The organism is Polynucleobacter sp. IMCC30063 (assembly GCF_021395235.1).
Taxonomy (GTDB): domain Bacteria; phylum Pseudomonadota; class Gammaproteobacteria; order Burkholderiales; family Burkholderiaceae; genus Polynucleobacter.
In genome coordinates, this window is sequence record NZ_JAJVCQ010000001.1 from 198,116 (window position 1) to 214,312 (window position 16,197).

The 16,197-nt window shown below is 41.2% G+C and carries 22 protein-coding genes; 5 read left to right on the forward strand and 17 right to left on the reverse strand.

Going from position 1 to position 16,197, the window contains the following annotated elements; genetic code table 11:
• Window positions 1-7: 7 nt before the first annotated feature.
• From LZG75_RS01010 to LZG75_RS01020, 3 genes are read right to left on the reverse strand one after another with little or no spacing between them, the layout of a single operon-like run.
• On the reverse strand, window positions 8-904 hold the full coding sequence (locus tag LZG75_RS01010; RefSeq protein WP_233934795.1) for an EamA family transporter: 897 nt from the start codon (window positions 902-904) through the stop codon (window positions 8-10).
• Window positions 897-2,519, reverse strand: coding sequence for a GMC family oxidoreductase (locus tag LZG75_RS01015; protein WP_233934796.1), 1,623 nt, complete (start codon window positions 2,517-2,519; stop codon window positions 897-899). The genes LZG75_RS01010 and LZG75_RS01015 overlap by 8 nt, the downstream gene beginning before the upstream one ends.
• 56 nt (window positions 2,520-2,575) lie before the next feature.
• Window positions 2,576-2,818 (reverse strand): hypothetical protein, encoded by a 243-nt coding sequence (locus tag LZG75_RS01020; RefSeq protein ID WP_233924392.1) that lies wholly within the window; start codon window positions 2,816-2,818, stop codon window positions 2,576-2,578.
• Between the two features lie 127 nt (window positions 2,819-2,945).
• Between LZG75_RS01020 and LZG75_RS01025 the strand changes: the two genes are divergently transcribed.
• Window positions 2,946-3,104, forward strand: a complete 159-nt coding sequence (locus LZG75_RS01025) for a hypothetical protein (protein WP_233924391.1) — start codon at window positions 2,946-2,948, stop codon at window positions 3,102-3,104.
• Here LZG75_RS01025 and crcB read toward each other — a convergent pair.
• Together crcB and LZG75_RS01035 are read right to left on the reverse strand one after the other, a co-directional pair.
• Window positions 3,101-3,493, reverse strand: a complete 393-nt coding sequence (gene crcB, locus LZG75_RS01030) for a fluoride efflux transporter CrcB (protein WP_233924390.1) — start codon at window positions 3,491-3,493, stop codon at window positions 3,101-3,103. The genes LZG75_RS01025 and crcB overlap by 4 nt on opposite strands.
• A gap of 53 nt (window positions 3,494-3,546) precedes the next feature.
• Entirely contained in the window at window positions 3,547-4,233 is a 687-nt protein-coding gene (locus tag LZG75_RS01035; protein WP_233934797.1) for a haloacid dehalogenase type II, read from the reverse strand.
• A 146-nt stretch (window positions 4,234-4,379) separates the two neighbouring features.
• Between LZG75_RS01035 and LZG75_RS01040 the strand changes: the two genes are divergently transcribed.
• Window positions 4,380-4,670 (forward strand): hypothetical protein, encoded by a 291-nt coding sequence (locus tag LZG75_RS01040; protein WP_233934798.1) that lies wholly within the window; start codon window positions 4,380-4,382, stop codon window positions 4,668-4,670.
• Between the two features lie 19 nt (window positions 4,671-4,689).
• On the opposite strand, the gene LZG75_RS01045 is transcribed toward LZG75_RS01040, so the two are convergent.
• Entirely contained in the window at window positions 4,690-5,259 is a 570-nt protein-coding gene (locus tag LZG75_RS01045; RefSeq protein WP_233924387.1) for an SRPBCC family protein, read from the reverse strand.
• Window positions 5,260-5,459: 200 nt separating this feature from the next.
• Between LZG75_RS01045 and LZG75_RS01050 the strand changes: the two genes are divergently transcribed.
• Window positions 5,460-5,906 (forward strand): hypothetical protein, encoded by a 447-nt coding sequence (locus tag LZG75_RS01050; protein ID WP_233934799.1) that lies wholly within the window; start codon window positions 5,460-5,462, stop codon window positions 5,904-5,906.
• Between the two features lie 32 nt (window positions 5,907-5,938).
• On the opposite strand, the gene LZG75_RS01055 is transcribed toward LZG75_RS01050, so the two are convergent.
• Window positions 5,939-6,379, reverse strand: a complete 441-nt coding sequence (locus LZG75_RS01055) for a CBS domain-containing protein (protein ID WP_233925573.1) — start codon at window positions 6,377-6,379, stop codon at window positions 5,939-5,941.
• Between the two features lie 203 nt (window positions 6,380-6,582).
• Between LZG75_RS01055 and LZG75_RS01060 the strand changes: the two genes are divergently transcribed.
• Complete coding sequence (locus LZG75_RS01060; RefSeq protein ID WP_233925574.1) at window positions 6,583-7,146, forward strand: YqhA family protein; 564 nt, start codon at window positions 6,583-6,585, stop codon at window positions 7,144-7,146.
• A 39-nt stretch (window positions 7,147-7,185) separates the two neighbouring features.
• Here the strand turns inward: LZG75_RS01060 and modA are convergent, their stop codons facing one another.
• Entirely contained in the window at window positions 7,186-7,950 is a 765-nt protein-coding gene (gene modA, locus LZG75_RS01065) for a molybdate ABC transporter substrate-binding protein (RefSeq protein WP_233925575.1), read from the reverse strand.
• A gap of 50 nt (window positions 7,951-8,000) precedes the next feature.
• Between modA and LZG75_RS01070 the strand changes: the two genes are divergently transcribed.
• Window positions 8,001-8,675 carry a DUF1345 domain-containing protein gene (locus LZG75_RS01070; protein WP_233934800.1) on the forward strand — a complete coding sequence of 225 codons (675 nt, stop codon included), beginning with the start codon at window positions 8,001-8,003 and terminating at the stop codon, window positions 8,673-8,675.
• A 5-nt stretch (window positions 8,676-8,680) separates the two neighbouring features.
• On the opposite strand, the gene LZG75_RS01075 is transcribed toward LZG75_RS01070, so the two are convergent.
• From LZG75_RS01075 to LZG75_RS01115, 9 genes are all read right to left on the reverse strand, one after another.
• Window positions 8,681-8,944, reverse strand: a complete 264-nt coding sequence (locus LZG75_RS01075) for a SemiSWEET transporter (RefSeq protein WP_233925578.1) — start codon at window positions 8,942-8,944, stop codon at window positions 8,681-8,683.
• A gap of 350 nt (window positions 8,945-9,294) precedes the next feature.
• Window positions 9,295-10,347, reverse strand: a complete 1,053-nt coding sequence (locus LZG75_RS01080) for a glycosyltransferase family 4 protein (RefSeq protein ID WP_233934801.1) — start codon at window positions 10,345-10,347, stop codon at window positions 9,295-9,297.
• Entirely contained in the window at window positions 10,344-12,248 is a 1,905-nt protein-coding gene (locus tag LZG75_RS01085) for a tetratricopeptide repeat protein (RefSeq protein ID WP_233934802.1), read from the reverse strand. Before LZG75_RS01085 ends, LZG75_RS01080 begins: the two co-directional genes overlap by 4 nt.
• A 53-nt stretch (window positions 12,249-12,301) precedes the next feature.
• The gene (locus tag LZG75_RS01090; RefSeq protein ID WP_233934803.1) at window positions 12,302-12,688 is read right to left on the reverse strand and encodes a RidA family protein; all 387 of its coding nucleotides are present in this window, start codon (window positions 12,686-12,688) and stop codon (window positions 12,302-12,304) included.
• A gap of 6 nt (window positions 12,689-12,694) precedes the next feature.
• A complete protein-coding gene (locus LZG75_RS01095; protein ID WP_233934804.1) occupies window positions 12,695-13,831 on the reverse strand; it encodes a DSD1 family PLP-dependent enzyme in 1,137 nt (378 codons plus the stop codon).
• Window positions 13,831-14,361: a peroxiredoxin gene (locus LZG75_RS01100; protein ID WP_233925583.1), complete on the reverse strand. Its 531-nt coding sequence runs from the start codon at window positions 14,359-14,361 to the stop codon at window positions 13,831-13,833. Before LZG75_RS01100 ends, LZG75_RS01095 begins: the two co-directional genes overlap by 1 nt.
• 47 nt (window positions 14,362-14,408) lie before the next feature.
• Window positions 14,409-14,717, reverse strand: a complete 309-nt coding sequence (locus tag LZG75_RS01105) for a hypothetical protein (protein WP_233925584.1) — start codon at window positions 14,715-14,717, stop codon at window positions 14,409-14,411.
• A gap of 114 nt (window positions 14,718-14,831) precedes the next feature.
• Complete coding sequence (locus LZG75_RS01110) at window positions 14,832-15,329, reverse strand: TlpA disulfide reductase family protein (protein WP_233934805.1); 498 nt, start codon at window positions 15,327-15,329, stop codon at window positions 14,832-14,834.
• A gap of 191 nt (window positions 15,330-15,520) precedes the next feature.
• A complete protein-coding gene (locus tag LZG75_RS01115; RefSeq protein WP_233934806.1) occupies window positions 15,521-16,093 on the reverse strand; it encodes an HXXEE domain-containing protein in 573 nt (190 codons plus the stop codon).
• Window positions 16,094-16,197 lie beyond the last annotated feature (104 nt).

Here is a 16,197-nt window from a genome sequence, read left to right on the forward strand (position 1 = left end):
CTGTAAATTAGGCGCTGCTTTTAAGTCTTGCCCTAATGATTGGCCAATAAATATTAATTCCTAAACCTGCTATCACTAAAGTAGCGGCGGCAATTTTCCAAAGTGGCAAAGGTTCGCTCAAGAAAATTGCGGCCGAGCCGATTCCTAAAACGGGAACTAATAATGAAATGGGCGCAACAACTGCGGCTGGATGGCGGGCTAAAAGCCACGCCCAAGCGGCAAACCCAAATAAGGTATTGCCCCAAGACTGCCATAAGATAGCAGCCCATAAGGTGCTGTTAAGGCCGCCTAAACTAGCCTGTATTAAATCCCACCCTTCAAAGATCAGCGAGAGAATAATTAAGGGGATAACGCTGAAGATACTCGACCACACTACATAGGCGAGCATATTGACTTTACCTGCGTTACGGCTAACCGTGTTACCGATGCCCCAAGATAATGCTCCCAGCAAGACTAAGGCCAAACCTAAGAAATCAGTATCTTGATCAGTATGGCTTGCAATGATGCCTAATCCAATGAGGCAAACCAATAAAGCAATAAATTGAAATTGACGAATCTGCTCACGCGCAAAATACATGGCTAGGCCAATAGTAAAGAAGGCCTGACTTTGGACAACCACGGAAGACAGGCCCGCCGAAATATGGCTTTGAACAGCAATATATAAGAGGCCAAATTGACCAACGCCAATAAAAAAACCGTAAGCGGCTAAGTTTAGCCAGGATACTTTTGGTTTGGGTAAAAAAAAGATCGCCGGCAATAAGGCGAAGACAAAGCGTAAGGCGGCGAATAATAAAGGTGGCAGAGTAAAAAGTGTGAGCTTAATAACCACAAAATTACTGCCCCAAACGGCCACTACTGCGAGAGCTAAAAGAAAGTGGCTAGTAGGTAATTTTTCATTACCCATTCAATGGCTTTGACTGAATTAACTCTGCTAGCCGCTGGGCCAGCATCATCGTGGGCGCTGCTGTATTACCCGAGGTAATAGATGGCATAGCAGCAGCATCGGCTACTCGTAATCCGTCAATTCCTTTAACCCGTAATTCTGCATCTAGGACGGCTTGTAGATCATCCTTTGCGCCCATCTTGCATGTTCCCACTGGATGAAAGATTGTCGTGCCAATATTACGAGCAGCATCGATTAGCTCAGCCTCACTTTGAAATTGCATGCCCGGTTTATATTCCTTAGGTTGAAATGGTTTAAATGCTGAACTACTGATAATTTTACGGGTTAAAGCTAACGCTTCAACTGCAACTTGGCAATCTGCTGGAGTAGATAAATAATTAGTGATAATTGTCGGCGCTGCATTGCAATCTGTTGAGCTAATATGTACGCTGCCCCGAGAAGTCGGTCTTAAATTACAAACGCTGGCAGTAAACGCATTAAAGTCATGTAAATTTTCACCAAATTTTTCAAGCGATAAAGGTTGCACATGGTATTCCAAGTTAGGGCGCTTTTGTTGCTCTGAACTATAAGCAAATGCGCCTAGTTGTGAGGGTGCCATTGCCATTGGACCTGTGCGCCGTAAAAGATACTCCAACCCAATCAACGCTTTTCCCCACAGCGAATTGGCTTTAGTGTTCAGTGTGGCAATACCCTTAATCTGATAGATTAATCGCAGCTGTAAATGATCTTGTAAATTTTCACCAACCCCTGGCAAGTCGGATTGCACGGGAATGCCTAATTGTTGCAGATGTTTGCCGCCACCAATACCCGAGCGCTCTAAAATTTGTACACTGCCAATAGCGCCTGCACATAAGATTACTTCTTGCGCACAAGCGACGCTGTGCAAGCGCTGGTCTTTGATAAACGTTACGCCCTCGCAACGCTTAGTAGAGGAATTGATGATGAGCTTTTGTACCAATGCTTCAGTAATGACCTGAAGATTCTTCCTGCTAGCAGCATCTTTTAAAAATGCGCGCGCAGCGTTCAAGCGCCAGCCAGACTTTTGATTTACATCAAAATAGCCCACGCCAAAATTATCTCCACGATTGAAGTCAGCACTTGCAGGAATGCCCTGCTCTTGCGCTGCCTCCTTAAATATCTCTAAGATCGGCCAATTTAAACGCTGGCGCTCGACCCGCCACTCGCCACCAACCCCATGCCAAGTATTTTGGCCGCCAAAGTAATCTTCAAATTGTTTATACCGCTTTAGGCTTGGCTGCCAGCCCCAAGCTGGTTCGCCAGTTTCCTGCGCCCACGATTCATAATCGGCGGCCTGCCCCCGCATATATATCATGCCGTTTATCGAAGAAGAGCCGCCTAAAACTTTGCCGCGTGGATAAATTAAACTTCGGCCATTTAAACCTGGGTCGGCAGTAGTACGAAAGCGCCAATCGGTACGGGGGTTATCAATACAATATAAATAGCCAACGGGAATATGAATCCAGAGGTAATCATCTTTTTTGCCGGCCTCTACGAGTAATACGGAAACTGTAGGGTCTTCCGTCAGGCGTTTAGCCAGCAAGCAACCGGCACTACCAGCGCCAATTATGATGTAGTCGTATTTTTTATCATTCATGCAATAAACTTCAATTTATCAATTTAAGGCTGAATGGTTAATCTTGTTTTTTAAAATTAATTACAGTTAAAAATATTAACAAATTGACTTTCGTTTTCTTTAAAAGACGCTTTTTTGCCGTACTTCACGCAATACGCATTGGCTTGCTCCGTTAACTTCTCCATCGATTCAGTGCCGCTACTAATTAAAGTAACTTGATTTGAGTTCGATGCATTAGTGACGATATTGGCACAAGCAGTCATTCCAAGGGTAATAAAAATGGGCGCCAAACTCATTGTCATATTTTTTTTCTGATTCATTTTGTAACCGCCTTAATTTTGATGATTTTGCTTAATTTTAGCTTGTGCGCTCTTAGGCCTGCTGGCTTTGCTAAAATTGGTCGTTGATTGTTGTAAAGAGAACCAGATTAATTAATCGAGGCAAGGTATGAGGAAATTGAGCAAAAAAGCTAAGTTAACCATTGGTTGGACCGTGTTAATGACAGTAATAGGTACCGCAATCTTGCATCAGCTGGCTTTTTTCTTATTGGGATGTGTTTCCATTGCCTTATTGCTCATCGCCAATCAAATGGGTAAGCTTGACTAATTTCGGCTGGGCACGAGTAAAAAACCAATTGATAAAACCAGCAAGCCTGCGATTACGCTAGCCAACACATAACTGCCTGCAACTAAAAATTCTTTTTCACGAATTAAATAAAATGTTTCGAGTCCAAAAGCAGAAAAAGTTGTAAAGCCGCCCATGATTCCAGTAATTAAAAATAAACGCGACTGGGAAGAAAATAGTTCAAATTTTAAAATGAGTCCCGCTAAAATTCCAATCGCTAAACAGCCGATCACATTGACTAAGAAAGTGCCTAAGGGAAAGCGCCAGTTAATTGTTTGATAAAGCACAAAGCCACTTAACTTGTAGCGGCAAACCGAACCAACGGCGCCGCCGAGAGCAACTAAGATGATCGGGTGAAGGGTTTCAAACAAGGGGTAAGTTCGCGAGTAGGATTAGCATAGGTGCAGTATATAAAAAATATTATTCAGTCTATTTTTTTTAATATTTCAATTAATCCGCTGGCTTCATAAGTTGGTGGCGGCCCGATTTCTTCAAATGGTAGCGCATGTCGATTCACCCAGAAGGTGTCAAATCCATACCAGCCAGCGCCCACCACATCCCAGGCATTACTAGAAACAAATAAGACCTCCTGCCTAGCTACTGGAAAATGATCTAGTAACAGTCCGTAAGTTTGGGGGGCTGTTTTAAACAGCCTGATATCTGCGACTGAAATAATTTGGTCTAAATAAGGGGCCAGATGATTACTTTCAACAGCAGTGGCAAGCATCTCTTTGCTACCATTCGACAGGATTGCGCTTCTGATGCCAGCTGCTCGGAGGCCCTTTAGCACTTCTGTGCTTTCGGTAAATGCTGCTAATTTTGCATACTGACCCATTAATTGGACTTCCTGTGCCTGCGAGAGCAGCAAACCTAAGCGCTTGCAACTATAGCGTAAGGCTCGGGCAGTAATTTCCCAAAATGATAAGTAATAACGACTCCCCGCAGGATTAGGGTCACTGATGGTGACTAGGCGGGTATATTCAATTTGCCGTTCGCGCCATAGCTCTGTAAGTTGCTTGCCCTTAGCGGGGTAAATTGACTCAGCCAGCTGACTAATCGAGTAAACATCAAAGAGGGTGCCATAGGCATCAAAGGCAATTAATTTATACATCGGTCTATTTTCCTTGAAGTGGCCTACTAAATGCTATTATTCTCGCCTGAGATCACCATTCTGTGCCCCCATGGGGGAATTAATCAAGCCTAACTTCCCAAGCTAGCCTTCCTTAAGTCATCGCTAATTTTATTGAGGGCTTTTTTATGGCTGTTGGACAAAATCAAAGAACTAGAAAAAATGATTCTATGCTCACTAAAACGGGAAAACCCCGCTTAGGACCACTGAATCACGCGCAATTAAGCAAGTTGATTGAATCATCAACTAAACCTAAAGACAAAAATAAGTTGGCTCGTGCGCTTGCTAAGCAAAAGCCATCAGCAGCCACGCTTGCTGCTGCTGCAAAAACTGCCAGTGCTGCCGCGGCTATTGAGGCTGTGCAGCCCGCCGCAGAAGCCCCAGTAGTAGAAGTCGCGCCAAACCCAGCAACCGAATAAATTTCAAATTGTTGATAACCTAGTTACAAGCTAAATAGGTTTTTGAATTATTGGTAATCGAATGCTTCGCAATTTCAAGGAATTGCTGCTGTAGGTCGTTTTTAATATAACTGCTAATGATAAAATTAGGCACAATAGTATTGGGCTCAATAATACTGCGGTAAATAAAATTGGTTCCTGTATCTTCTGGCTTTATGCGCCAAGTGCCTTTAAACATTTTAGCGTCGCCAGCAATTTGCTTAAAATCTGCGCCTGCATAAGGTAACTCGGTGTATTCAATAGTTGTTTTGATAGTGATCGAAAAAAATAGAACTGATTGGCTAATCGTGCGATTGACAATGGCCACTGAATCCGATTTACGTGTTACCTCTGACTCAAGAACGCCAGGAATTTTTTTGGCTGCAGCGTAATCAGTTAAATATCGATAAGCGTCACAATTATTTAATGGAGTCTTAAAACTGGCGTTAATTTCAAATAAATCCCCAGTATTGCTTACATTCACTTTGACTTGATGATCGAAACTCTGCGCTAAGGCAGGCGGGCATATTGCCCATAGTAACGCGATGAAAAGGCTGATAATGAGTTTCATATTAAGTGCGTTTAGTGAAAAGTTTAAATATTGATGCAAGGCCTTTTATTTTAGGCAAGAATTTTAGTTTCTGCTTAAGTCATCAATTTGGCTGCAAAGTAAAATCATGATTAAACTCCATGAACTGAGGTGAGCTTTAATATTTACAAAGTCTAGATTTATTTGGTTTAGTATTTAATTAATACAAAATAAGGTTAAACATGAAAAAGTCTCTTTTTGGCATCTTTTTACTAACGGTCTCTTTTGGCGCAATTGCTGCCTGCCCCGGATCTCAACAGTCGCTTATTATTGCTGGGGAAAATATGTGTGGCATGGTTAGTCCAGCTACTGGCAAGGGCATTAAAGCCGGCGCAATTTCTATTACTATGCCCGCCGGCCCAGATTCCCAACTTTATAAGCTGCATAAAAATCAGTTAAATAAATTAAAGCCGGGAATTTTTAAAGACTATGTTGAAGATCTCAAGAAAGATGAAATTCCTGTGGGCGTTTCTCATGCTATTAGTTCAGTAAAATTTGCTGCAGACAGTTTGCCACAATACGCCAACAAAACTTATGACTGCGACCTGCCCCATATCAATGAAGCTCCCAAGGGCAATGTCTCTTCAGCTATTTTATTAATTCCTAACTGTGTACTAGCAGCCAAATAGTCCGGCCTAGCCGACAAAGCCGTGCTTAATGATTAGACTACACCGTGGCCTTTGATATAAGTTTCAAGATATTTAATTTGATCGCCCTGTTGGCTAATAATATTTTTTACAATATCGCCAATGGATACCACTCCAACTACCTGATTCTGCTCCAGAACAGGCAAATGACGGATGCTACTTGAGGCCATCAAACCCATGCAATGATCTAAATCATCATTAAGACTAACTGTAATCAAGTTTTTAGTCATGATTTCATGAATCTGAGTAGTTTTTGGATTTAACTCAGGCAATAAAACTTTAATTGCACAATCACCTTGGGAAACAATGCCTAGTAGACTCTTGCCCTCAATTACCAGAACTGCGCGTACTCGGTTATTGCGCATTAATTGTAAAGCCTCGCTAACGGATGCGTTTGGTTGTACCGAAATAATGACGCCAGATTTTTGCTCTAAACAACTTTTAACGCTTGCCAAGATATTCTCCTTTTAGTCTTGAGATAAATGCCAATAGAGCTACATAAATACGCCCGTATTAGTATTTGCCATTTGCTAACTTGTTGCGTAGTATTACATAACTCCTATTATTATTAATGGCACCTATTATTATTAATGGCACCTATAATTAGAACGATATACTTATTAAATCTGTAGTTAAGTTCATTGCGATAAGGAAAAAAATGTCAGACCATAATCAAAAAAATAATCTCGTCGATGAGAGCGATTCAGCATTTTCACTTGAAAATATCATTGAAAAATTTATTTTTAATAGTCGCTGGATTCTTTCTATTTTTTATCTTTTTTTGGTGCTTACCTTGGTTTTGGTGGCGATCAAATTTCTCCATGAGTTTCAGCATTTTGCACTTAACTTTTGGGCAGACTCTGAAGCGAAATTTTTAACGGGGGTACTTTCGCTGGTAGATAAAACCCTGCTAGCAAACTTATTGCTATTAGTTATATTTTCGGGCTATGAAAATTTTGTTTCCGTGATTGGTGTTGCAAGACGTAGCACTGATCGCCCTAAGTGGATGGGTGGAGTTGATTTTGCCAGCCTAAAACTCAAGTTAATTGGCTCGATTGTGGCGCTTTCAGGTATCAATCTCTTGGCTGCATTTTTAGAGATTGAAACCACCGATAAAGTAGATTTAGCTTGGCAAATTGGCTTGCATGTGGTTTTTCTATTTACTGGCGTGTTATTTGCCCTATCAGAAAAAATTGCAGCACATGCTGAAGGTCATCACTAACCCCACTCTTAATTACGGCTTTCTTGAAACGCTATTTGTTTAAGGTGCTTTATACCCAAACTGTATTAAGAGCTCTTGGGCTTTTTTACTTTGTAAATATTGGTAAACCTCTTGAGCTAGCGGAGTTGGATTTTTAATTAATACCATGCGCTGTTTAATTGGCCCATATAGTTTGTCATGAATCACGAGGTAATGGGTTTCTTTAGTAAGCGCTGGTGACTGCGCTAAAGAGAGCGCCGTAATACCCATATCGGCTGCTCCGGTAAGCACAAACATCGCTGCTAAAGCCACATTATCGGCAAAGACTAACTTGGGTTTTGCTAATTCCCATAAGCCCATGGCCTTTAAATACTCCTCTGCAGCCCTACCGTACGGCGCAAGCTCTGGTTTAGCCAGTGCTATTTTATTGGCTTTATTTATGGCTTTTATAAGCCCCTCCCTGTCGCCCGTCAGTGATATTCCTGATGAGTTGTTTGCAATTAGAACAATTTTGCCCTGGGCATAAATTTTGCCTTGATCGACTGTTTTCCCTAATTTATATAATTCAAGTGGATATTGCTCATCAGCAGATATAAATAAATTAAATGGTGCGCCATTCATTATTTGCGTGGTGAAATGTCCTGATGAACCATAAATAATTTTTAGTTGATCTAATTTAAGCGCTTGGTTAGCTGCCAGAATGCTTGTAAATGCTTCTTTCAGATTTGCCGCTACTGCAATAGTTGTTGTTTGGCTGCGTGCCACATTGCTAATAAGCAATAAACTTATTAAAACTATTATCACTTTGGTGTGTGGTTTAATCATTAATGAAGTATATTCTTCTCCTGAGTTAAATTATCTGGCCTTGGCATTCTATGCTCCCAATTCTAATTTCTATACAACGCATGATGGTAGCTAGATGGCGCTTAATAATTTCTTGTTTAGCAGGTTTTTTTATTGCCTTTTTTTTGCTACCTTCGCTAAACTTAGATCTAATTTCTCGCTATATTATTGGCTGGAATTTATCAGCCTTGCTCTTTGTTTTATTCATTATTCATTTAATGTTTAGTGCAAATCACACTTCGATACGTGCCCGCGCCTTAGTTGAAGATGAAGGGCAGTATTTAGTCTTAGCCATCACGGTTGTTGCAACCATTACTGCCATTGCTGCAGTTATTGTAGAGCTTGCTTCAATTACTGAAATTCATGGTAACGCTCGTTTATGGCATATTGCTTTAACGATTTCCACTATTCTTGCCACTTGGATCTTTACTCAATTTATTTTTGCCTTGTACTATGCTCATTTTTTTTATCTTTCCCAACCTGATGGCAAGTTACAAGAGGGCTTAATTTTCCCTGGCACTCCATTGCCTGATTACGCAGACTTTTTATACTTTTCTTGTATCATTGGCACGTCGGCTCAAACTGCTGATGTTAGTTTCTCTAGTAGCGTATTACGGCGCATTGGTACGATTCAGTGTATTTTGGCCTTTTTTTTCAATACGACTATTTTGGCGCTAACTATTAATATTGCTTCTGACTTAATTTAAGCCGACTATTTCTCAAGCGTCTGCTTTATTTTCATAAATAAAATACAAAGCGCAAATGTTAAGGTAAAGCCATTAGCTAAGATTAATGGCCAATTTTCTAGGGCAATGCCGTATACGAGCCACAGAGAAACGCCGCCGGTAAAAATGATGTACATGCCTATTGAAATTCCCGCCAGATCTTTAGTGCGATATGATTTAATCGCTTGCACTAAAAATGCGGCGGTAGTTAAAAATGCGGCAAAGTGCCCTATTGCTTCAATATTTATCATCCTGCCATTGATTCTATTACACCGCTTGCTGCCCTAATTAAGAATCGTTTTTTTTGCAGTAATCTTGGCAATCGGTTAAACAGCTTTCTGTATTTTCGCACCAGCTGCGCATAACTAAACCCTGTACGCTTGTCTTCAATTCTGCTGACCTGTTTAATTTGTGCGCTTGCGCGGCATTTTTTTGACTACTGGTGAAGCTAAAGATTTTTTTTATGCTGCTTAAGCTGTATTTATTTTTGCCCATCATGACCTTCTCCATTCGACCTTTTGATTACCTTAAGAATGGTATTTTCTACTATTGATCAATTGATTATTTGATCTAAGTCAAAAGATTGTCTATATTTAAGGAATTAGGCTATTTTTATTGCTTCTATGGCCTTGGTGATCTGCTTTAAATAGGTATCGAAAGGTAGCGATTGGGCTAACTCAAAGCCGCCCTGTGCCAGCTTGGCAGCTAGCATGGGGTCTTCCTGCACTCGGCGGATAGCTTTTTCAAGTTCAGCCAAGTTGCCTACTGGGTAAAGCAAACAATTCACTTCGTGTTTCCAACCAATCTGCCTATAGGGGGCTAAGTCTGCCATGACCACAGGAATTTTGAGATCCGCTGCCTCGAGTGGTGCCAATGGAAAGCTTTCATCTCCAGATGGAAAACAAAATAAATTAGCCTGCGCTAACTCGGCATTAATTTGTTCATGGGGAATGATGCCAACCCACTCATGGCACGGTAGTTTTTGGTTGATGTAATGTGTAAATTCTGGGCCAAATGTATGAGCATGCTGTAAATCGCCAATGAACTTACAAATAATTGAAGTGTCTTGGGCCATCTTTTCAATTACGCTAGCCAAATCTGCTTGTCGTTTTCTTGCATATACCGAGCCTACATTGACGACTCGAAATGTAGAATCCTTTATAGGGTACTGTATTTCTGTTGCCGCCAAATAAGAAGGTGTAATACCATTCGGTATTACCGCAACTCTATTTTTTTCTAAGCGGTAAATAAAGCTACGAAACACTTCCAGCCGTTGCCAATCAGTTTGAAAAATAATTAAGTTGAATTTTGCAAAAAGTCGGGTTAAGTCACCCGCGGTCATGGTTGAATTGTCAAGCCAGGTTTCACCTTCATGAACCCAAAGGACAACTGGAATACTAGCATTTAGTCGGTCGATTTGTGGCGCATCCAATAAGGTATTAATGAGGACAACATCATAATTCTTAAGGTCGACATTTTTAACTGGCTGAATACCATTTTTTTTAAAATCTGCTTGATATAACACTTCCATTACGTCATTCACTGCGGCAGCTACTGTCCAACCTAATTCATTAACCCAATAATGAATAGTTTTATTTAACATTATGGCTGCACCATCGGCACCGTAGCTGTGGGTTAAAGATAAAATTTTCATGGGCTTGCTTGGGTTGTCTCTATATCAGCTGGGCTTAAATTAGCTCGCGCGCGCTCGAACATTTTATAAAAGACACCTTCGAGGTGTTCAGTAAATAATTCAGTATTAAATAATGGTAAGTTTATTTTATTTGCTAATAATTTTTGTTTTATTTTCAGGATTTTTTCAGGATTATTGCCATACTCAATGGCTAAAGCTTCGTATCTGATTTGGTTTTCTGCAATTAATTCTGGCAAACCCACGGCCTGCAAAAGACTGGCTGATACCCTCCCCGGGAAGGTTGTACCTTGCTTTGTCAACAACGGTAAACCAGCCCATAAGGCATCACTAGCTGTAGTGTGAGCATTGCAAGGTGAAGTATCTAAAAATAAATCCGCTTGTTGATGACGAGCAAGATGCTCTGCAAGGGGTAAGCGATTCGCAAAAATAAGGCGTGTTGGGTCGATTCCCTGCGTCTTGGCTGCATTACATAGATTTTCTTTTGCTACTAAATTATCGGCCAGCAGCCATAAAACGCTACCCTTTACTGCGCGCAAAATATTCATCCACACCGTAAATATTTCTGGGGTAATTTTGTAATTATTATTAAAGCAACAATAGACAAATCCGGATACTGGCAAGCCTAATTCAGCTCGTGAAAACTCGCGGTTAGCAATTACGCGTTTAGCATCATTAACTTGGTAAGAGTTGGGGAGGTAAGCGATTTTCTCATCATAAAATTGCTTGCTACTGGGAGGTATTACGACTGGATCGGCGATGAGATAGTCAATATAGCGAGCCCCGAGAGTTCCTGGAAAACCTAAAAAATTGACTTGTATGGGACTAGGTTTGTACGCAAAAATGCCTTGCCGCCCTTTGCCAAAGTAGCCATTTAGGTTGACTAAAATATCAATCTCCATTTGTTTGATTAATTGCGCCGCCTCTAAGTCTGGTAACGTGCGAATATCAATTAGTTGATCAAATGCTTTTTCTAGGCGCGCACGAATTTCGCTACTGTCGGCAACACCATTATCAAAGGCAATAATTTCAAACTGTTCTGGATTATGATTTTCATAGAGGCCTGTCATTAAAATTGATGTGGCCTGCTCTCTAAATTCTCCACACAAGTAGCCAATGCGAATTTTTGACTTAGGTTCTTTTTTTATGTTTTCTGCAATTATTGTCTGGGCGGGATAAAAATCGGCTGCAAATATTTCGGCACATAGCTGCAAATCGTGTTCTGATTCTGTAAAGGCCATTAATCCAAATGGCTCGGCAACTTTATTTCCAGCAATTAGTCCTGCATGAATGTTGCTATATAACTCATCTAACCCCGTCCATTCGCAAATTAACATTTTGTGGTGCAGTAAAATTCCGAGCAAGAAATTTTCTTGGGGATTGATTTGGTACGCTTGGGTATAAGCTGCTAGCGCCTCTTGATATTGTCCTAATTCACTTAATGTCTTGCCCTTATTAAACCAAGGCTGGATAAAACTAGGTTGAATCGAAATTGCTTTCTCGTAGCAAGTTAAAGCCTCGTTACTTTTGCCCAAATGATCTAGGCATTTTCCATAATTAACCCATGCATTCACGTTATCAGGTGCCAAGCGAGTTGCTGTCTGATGGTGTTGTAATGCCTCGCGATCATGTTGGGAGTCGGAAAGGGCTTTGGCTAAGTTGTAATGTAGTTCACTATCGTTCGGGGTAAGCTTAACTGCTTTTCTAAAATACTGAATTGCTTCTGCATGTCTTTTTGCTAAACCACACACTACTCCCATTAAATGCAGGGCAGCGCTATTTTTAGGTTGCGCACGGATAAATTGCTGCAATAACGATTCTGCACCAATGAGGTTGCCATTTTCTAATGCCATGATGGCTTGATAAAACAGCGGATGGGCTTGAGGATTCACTAATCTATTCACGTCAATTTATTCTGTCATTATTACAGCTGCAACCTTTATTTGGGCTGAAGCTGTTATTCAACCAAAGCTAATGCTTCGATCTCCAGCAGAAAACCATAATGCAGTTCAGATACGGGAATTACAGCTCGCGCTGGCAATGCTGTGCCTGCCCAATTAGCATAAATAGTATTAAAGAGAGGCCAATTACTCATATTAGTGATATAAACCCGCACCTGAACTAGCTTGGAGATACTGGTACCAGCGGCTTCGAGTGCGGCCTGCAGGTTGGCAAGCACTTGATTGGCTTGTTCCTCAAAGCTAGCGGCATTCAATTGCTTACCTGCCGCTGTAATCGGTAGCTGCCCCGAAATATAAGCGCTACCATTGGCAACGACAACGTGGCTGTAATGCCCACCAGGAGGCGCCATCGTTTTAGGATTGCAATACTTTATCTTGGCCATTAGCAATTACCATCCATAAAAACGCTGCCATGCTGGGCCAATAACCTGCTCATCATTAATTGGATAGTAAGTCGGAAATTGTGCTCCAGTTGCACATGCATGATTAGGCAAAATGCGTAATTGTGAGCCCACTGGAAAACGAGCGGCGATCGTTTGATTGCTGTCTCCCTTTACTTGACTGAGGATGCCATGCTCTTGATTTGCGGCAATGAGTTGATAACCCTCAATTACCTTACCGTTTACATCACAAATTTGCCCATAGCCATAATCGTTAGCCTGTTTTTGCGTTCCTCGATCACGACTCATTGCCATCCAGCCTGCATCTACAATTGCCCAGCCTTTATCAGCCTGATGACCAATCACGGTAGTTAAAATACTAAGTGCAATGTCGTCTAACGAACAAACGCCTACGTTAGACATGACTAAATCAAAAAAAACATATACTCCCGCTCGTACTTCAGTTACACCCTCGAGCTGCACTGCTGATAGTGCAGTTGGAGTGGAGCCAATACTCACATTTGGGCAGGGTAGGCCAGCAGCACGTAGTCGAGTTGCTGCATGCACACACAAGCTGCGTTCTTGCTCAGCAAGGATTTGCAGGGCTTCTGGGGTATGAAGATCATAGCTTGAGCCAGCATGGGTCATTACACCGCCTAAGGTATTTTCTTGCTGATTCAATATATGGCCAATGCTCAGTAATTCATCGCTCTGCGGATTAATGCCAGAACGATGCCCATCTGTATCAATTTCAATCCAAACTTCAAAGGAAATAGAGTGGGCCCTTGAGTAAGCAATAATTGCAGCGGCAGACTCAGCACTATCAGCAATAATTTTTAGTGCACACCCCTGCTGTATAAGTGAAGCTGCTTGCTTCAGCTTAGGCGCAACCATGCCTACCGCATACACAATATCGCTGATACCAGCAGCAAAAAATTGCTCTGCCTCTTTAAGGGTAGAGACGGTTATTCCTTTGGCCCCAGCAGCTATTTGAGCATGAGCGATATCAATACATTTAGTGGTTTTTACATGCGGCCTAAAGGCAACGCCTAGTGTATTCATGCGTTGCTGCATCGCTTGAATATTGCGTGACATCCGCGCTGTATTTACTAATGCAGCAGGTGTGGTCAGCTCATGAATTTGCATTATGCAAGTTGCCGCCTTAAATAGCTAATTACCCAAGCTGCATCGCTATCACTTGGAAATATGGGATAGTGGACCGCTTCTATTACGCCATGATTAGCAATCAAAGTTACACGCTTTAAAAGGGTCATTCCTGCGGCTACAAAGGTCGGCATGTTTAATGCTTTTTGAAATTGATAGTTCTCATCACTCACAATCGGAAAAGGAAGATGCAGCCTTTCAGCCATTTCTTTTTGATATTCTGGGGTTTGCACGCTAAGCCCAATTACTTTTGCGCCAAGCGCTTTAAGTTCCTGGTAATGATCTCTATATGAACAACTTTGCGGGGTACAACCCCTTGCTCCTGGAATTTGATCCCAGCCATCTGGCAGGGCAACATTGGGTTGCCCTGTCATTGGGTAGCAATAAATAACTAACCTGCCTTCGCTATCGTCTAGCGTAATCGACTCACCATTCGTTGCACTTAATGTGACGGCTGGCAGCCGCATTCCTGTTAAATGACGGCTAGCGCCATCATCTTGAGGTATCGGCAAATCGGGGGGAAGTTGACTATAGTTCGATATTGAAATATTCCCTCAAATTACGCTTTTGGCTTCATCCGATAAAAAACCAATAAATCATTTCTTTGAACGGGCTCTGCTAAGTCAGCTTGAACATCATTTAAGAAGGCCGCAAAGTCAGCGGTATCTTCTAGTGAAGCTGCATCAGCGGCATTTTCCCAAATACCAAAACCTTCAATATTATTTTGTGCTTGATTGCCCATAATAATGACGTCATGCAAATCGGGATGATGCGCCATTACTTGTTCTGCAAATTGATGATAGCGTTCGCAGACTTTTGTAAATGAACCTGGCTTTGATTTTAGTGAAATGTGACCAACATGTGACATAAATAAACTTTCTTAAAATTAGTAATTTAAATTCTTGGGGGGATTCAGTGTAATGCTGAGCAATTACTATACTACAATGCGCTTGGTTTGCCTAAAAGTATTATATTAGCCGCCTCATTTCGCATATTTACTTAATTCAGCAAAATCCTCTTCAAAAACTTCGCCAATTTCTTTATAAATTAGCTTATTTTTAGAATCTAGGATTAACAATACCGGCACTCCGCGAATTTTCCCAATGGCTTGGCTTAGTTCTGGCGTCATCATTGCCGCCGAAAAGGTATAGCGGTGTTTGCGCATATATTCCTTGGCAATTACTGGCGTTTTATCAATTGAAATAGTAATAATATGCATTGACCCAGGAGGTATTCGTTTAGTAAAGTTTTCTAAGTAGGTGTTTTGACGTTGGCAAAATGGACACCATGATGCCCACAATTGAATTAAGGTGTTTTTGGTATTATTTTTGGGAACTTCAAAATAGGTCCCGTCTAAGGTTTGAATTTTTTGTAAGGGCAATGTTTGACCAATCTCAATTGCCATTGCCGGTCCGGGCATGGTGATGCTAAATACCAAAATGAGCCTGGCAATAATTAATTTGGGTAGTAGTTTTCGCATTTACGGGAAAGCAAGGCAGTTGACTTTATTGACCGATGACTATTAATTTACTCTATATGCTGACTTATTTTCATTTTGGCGATATTTCATCTTGTTATTTATTATGCTTAGCTAGCCCACAAATTCAAGTGATTTAATGCTTCTGGGCTTGGCGCAGCATCGATCAGGAACGAGAATGCCTGACTCTAGCCTTATTTAAAATTCTTGGTGAGTTGTTTTCGTCTTCTTAGTAGATGCCAGATTATGCTCACATGTATCGATATGGCTATAGTAATTCCAAAATATTGAAATGCGTCATCACTATGCGCATTTTCCCGATAAATTGTATAAAAGCCCAAGGGCATGAATAAAACAATTGCGGTAATAAGCCCAGGGTTGTAGGAGCGCAGAACGAATCCGGCCAAAATATGAACCAACGCATTTACTAAAACAAGATAAGTGGCTATTAATCCATAGCCTTGATTTACATAAAAAGCCAGATAAAGAGAAATAGCAATAACTCCCCACACTCCAAAAATATTGATTACAAAACCTGCTTTATGAGTTAAGAGGTTCTTGCCGTGCCCCAGATGATTATTAATAAATATCCTGAAACGATCATCATCCCACTCTTCATACTGGTGCAGCATGTAGACAGGTAGGGTTAAATAGAAAAGCTTCAGTTCGGTTGGCCAGCCTAAAGTTAGTATTGGCATCAACAGAAGCATGAGCAATCCGGCCAAGAGGCCGCCATAAACCCAATTTGAATATATTCTGCTCATCATCAAGCATCACCTTACTACAACTATAAACAACAGCCAAGTTAAAAATTTACTTGAAGAAGGTTTTGGGAGGCCAGCGTGGCATTAAACAGTGCCGAGGTGCCTGA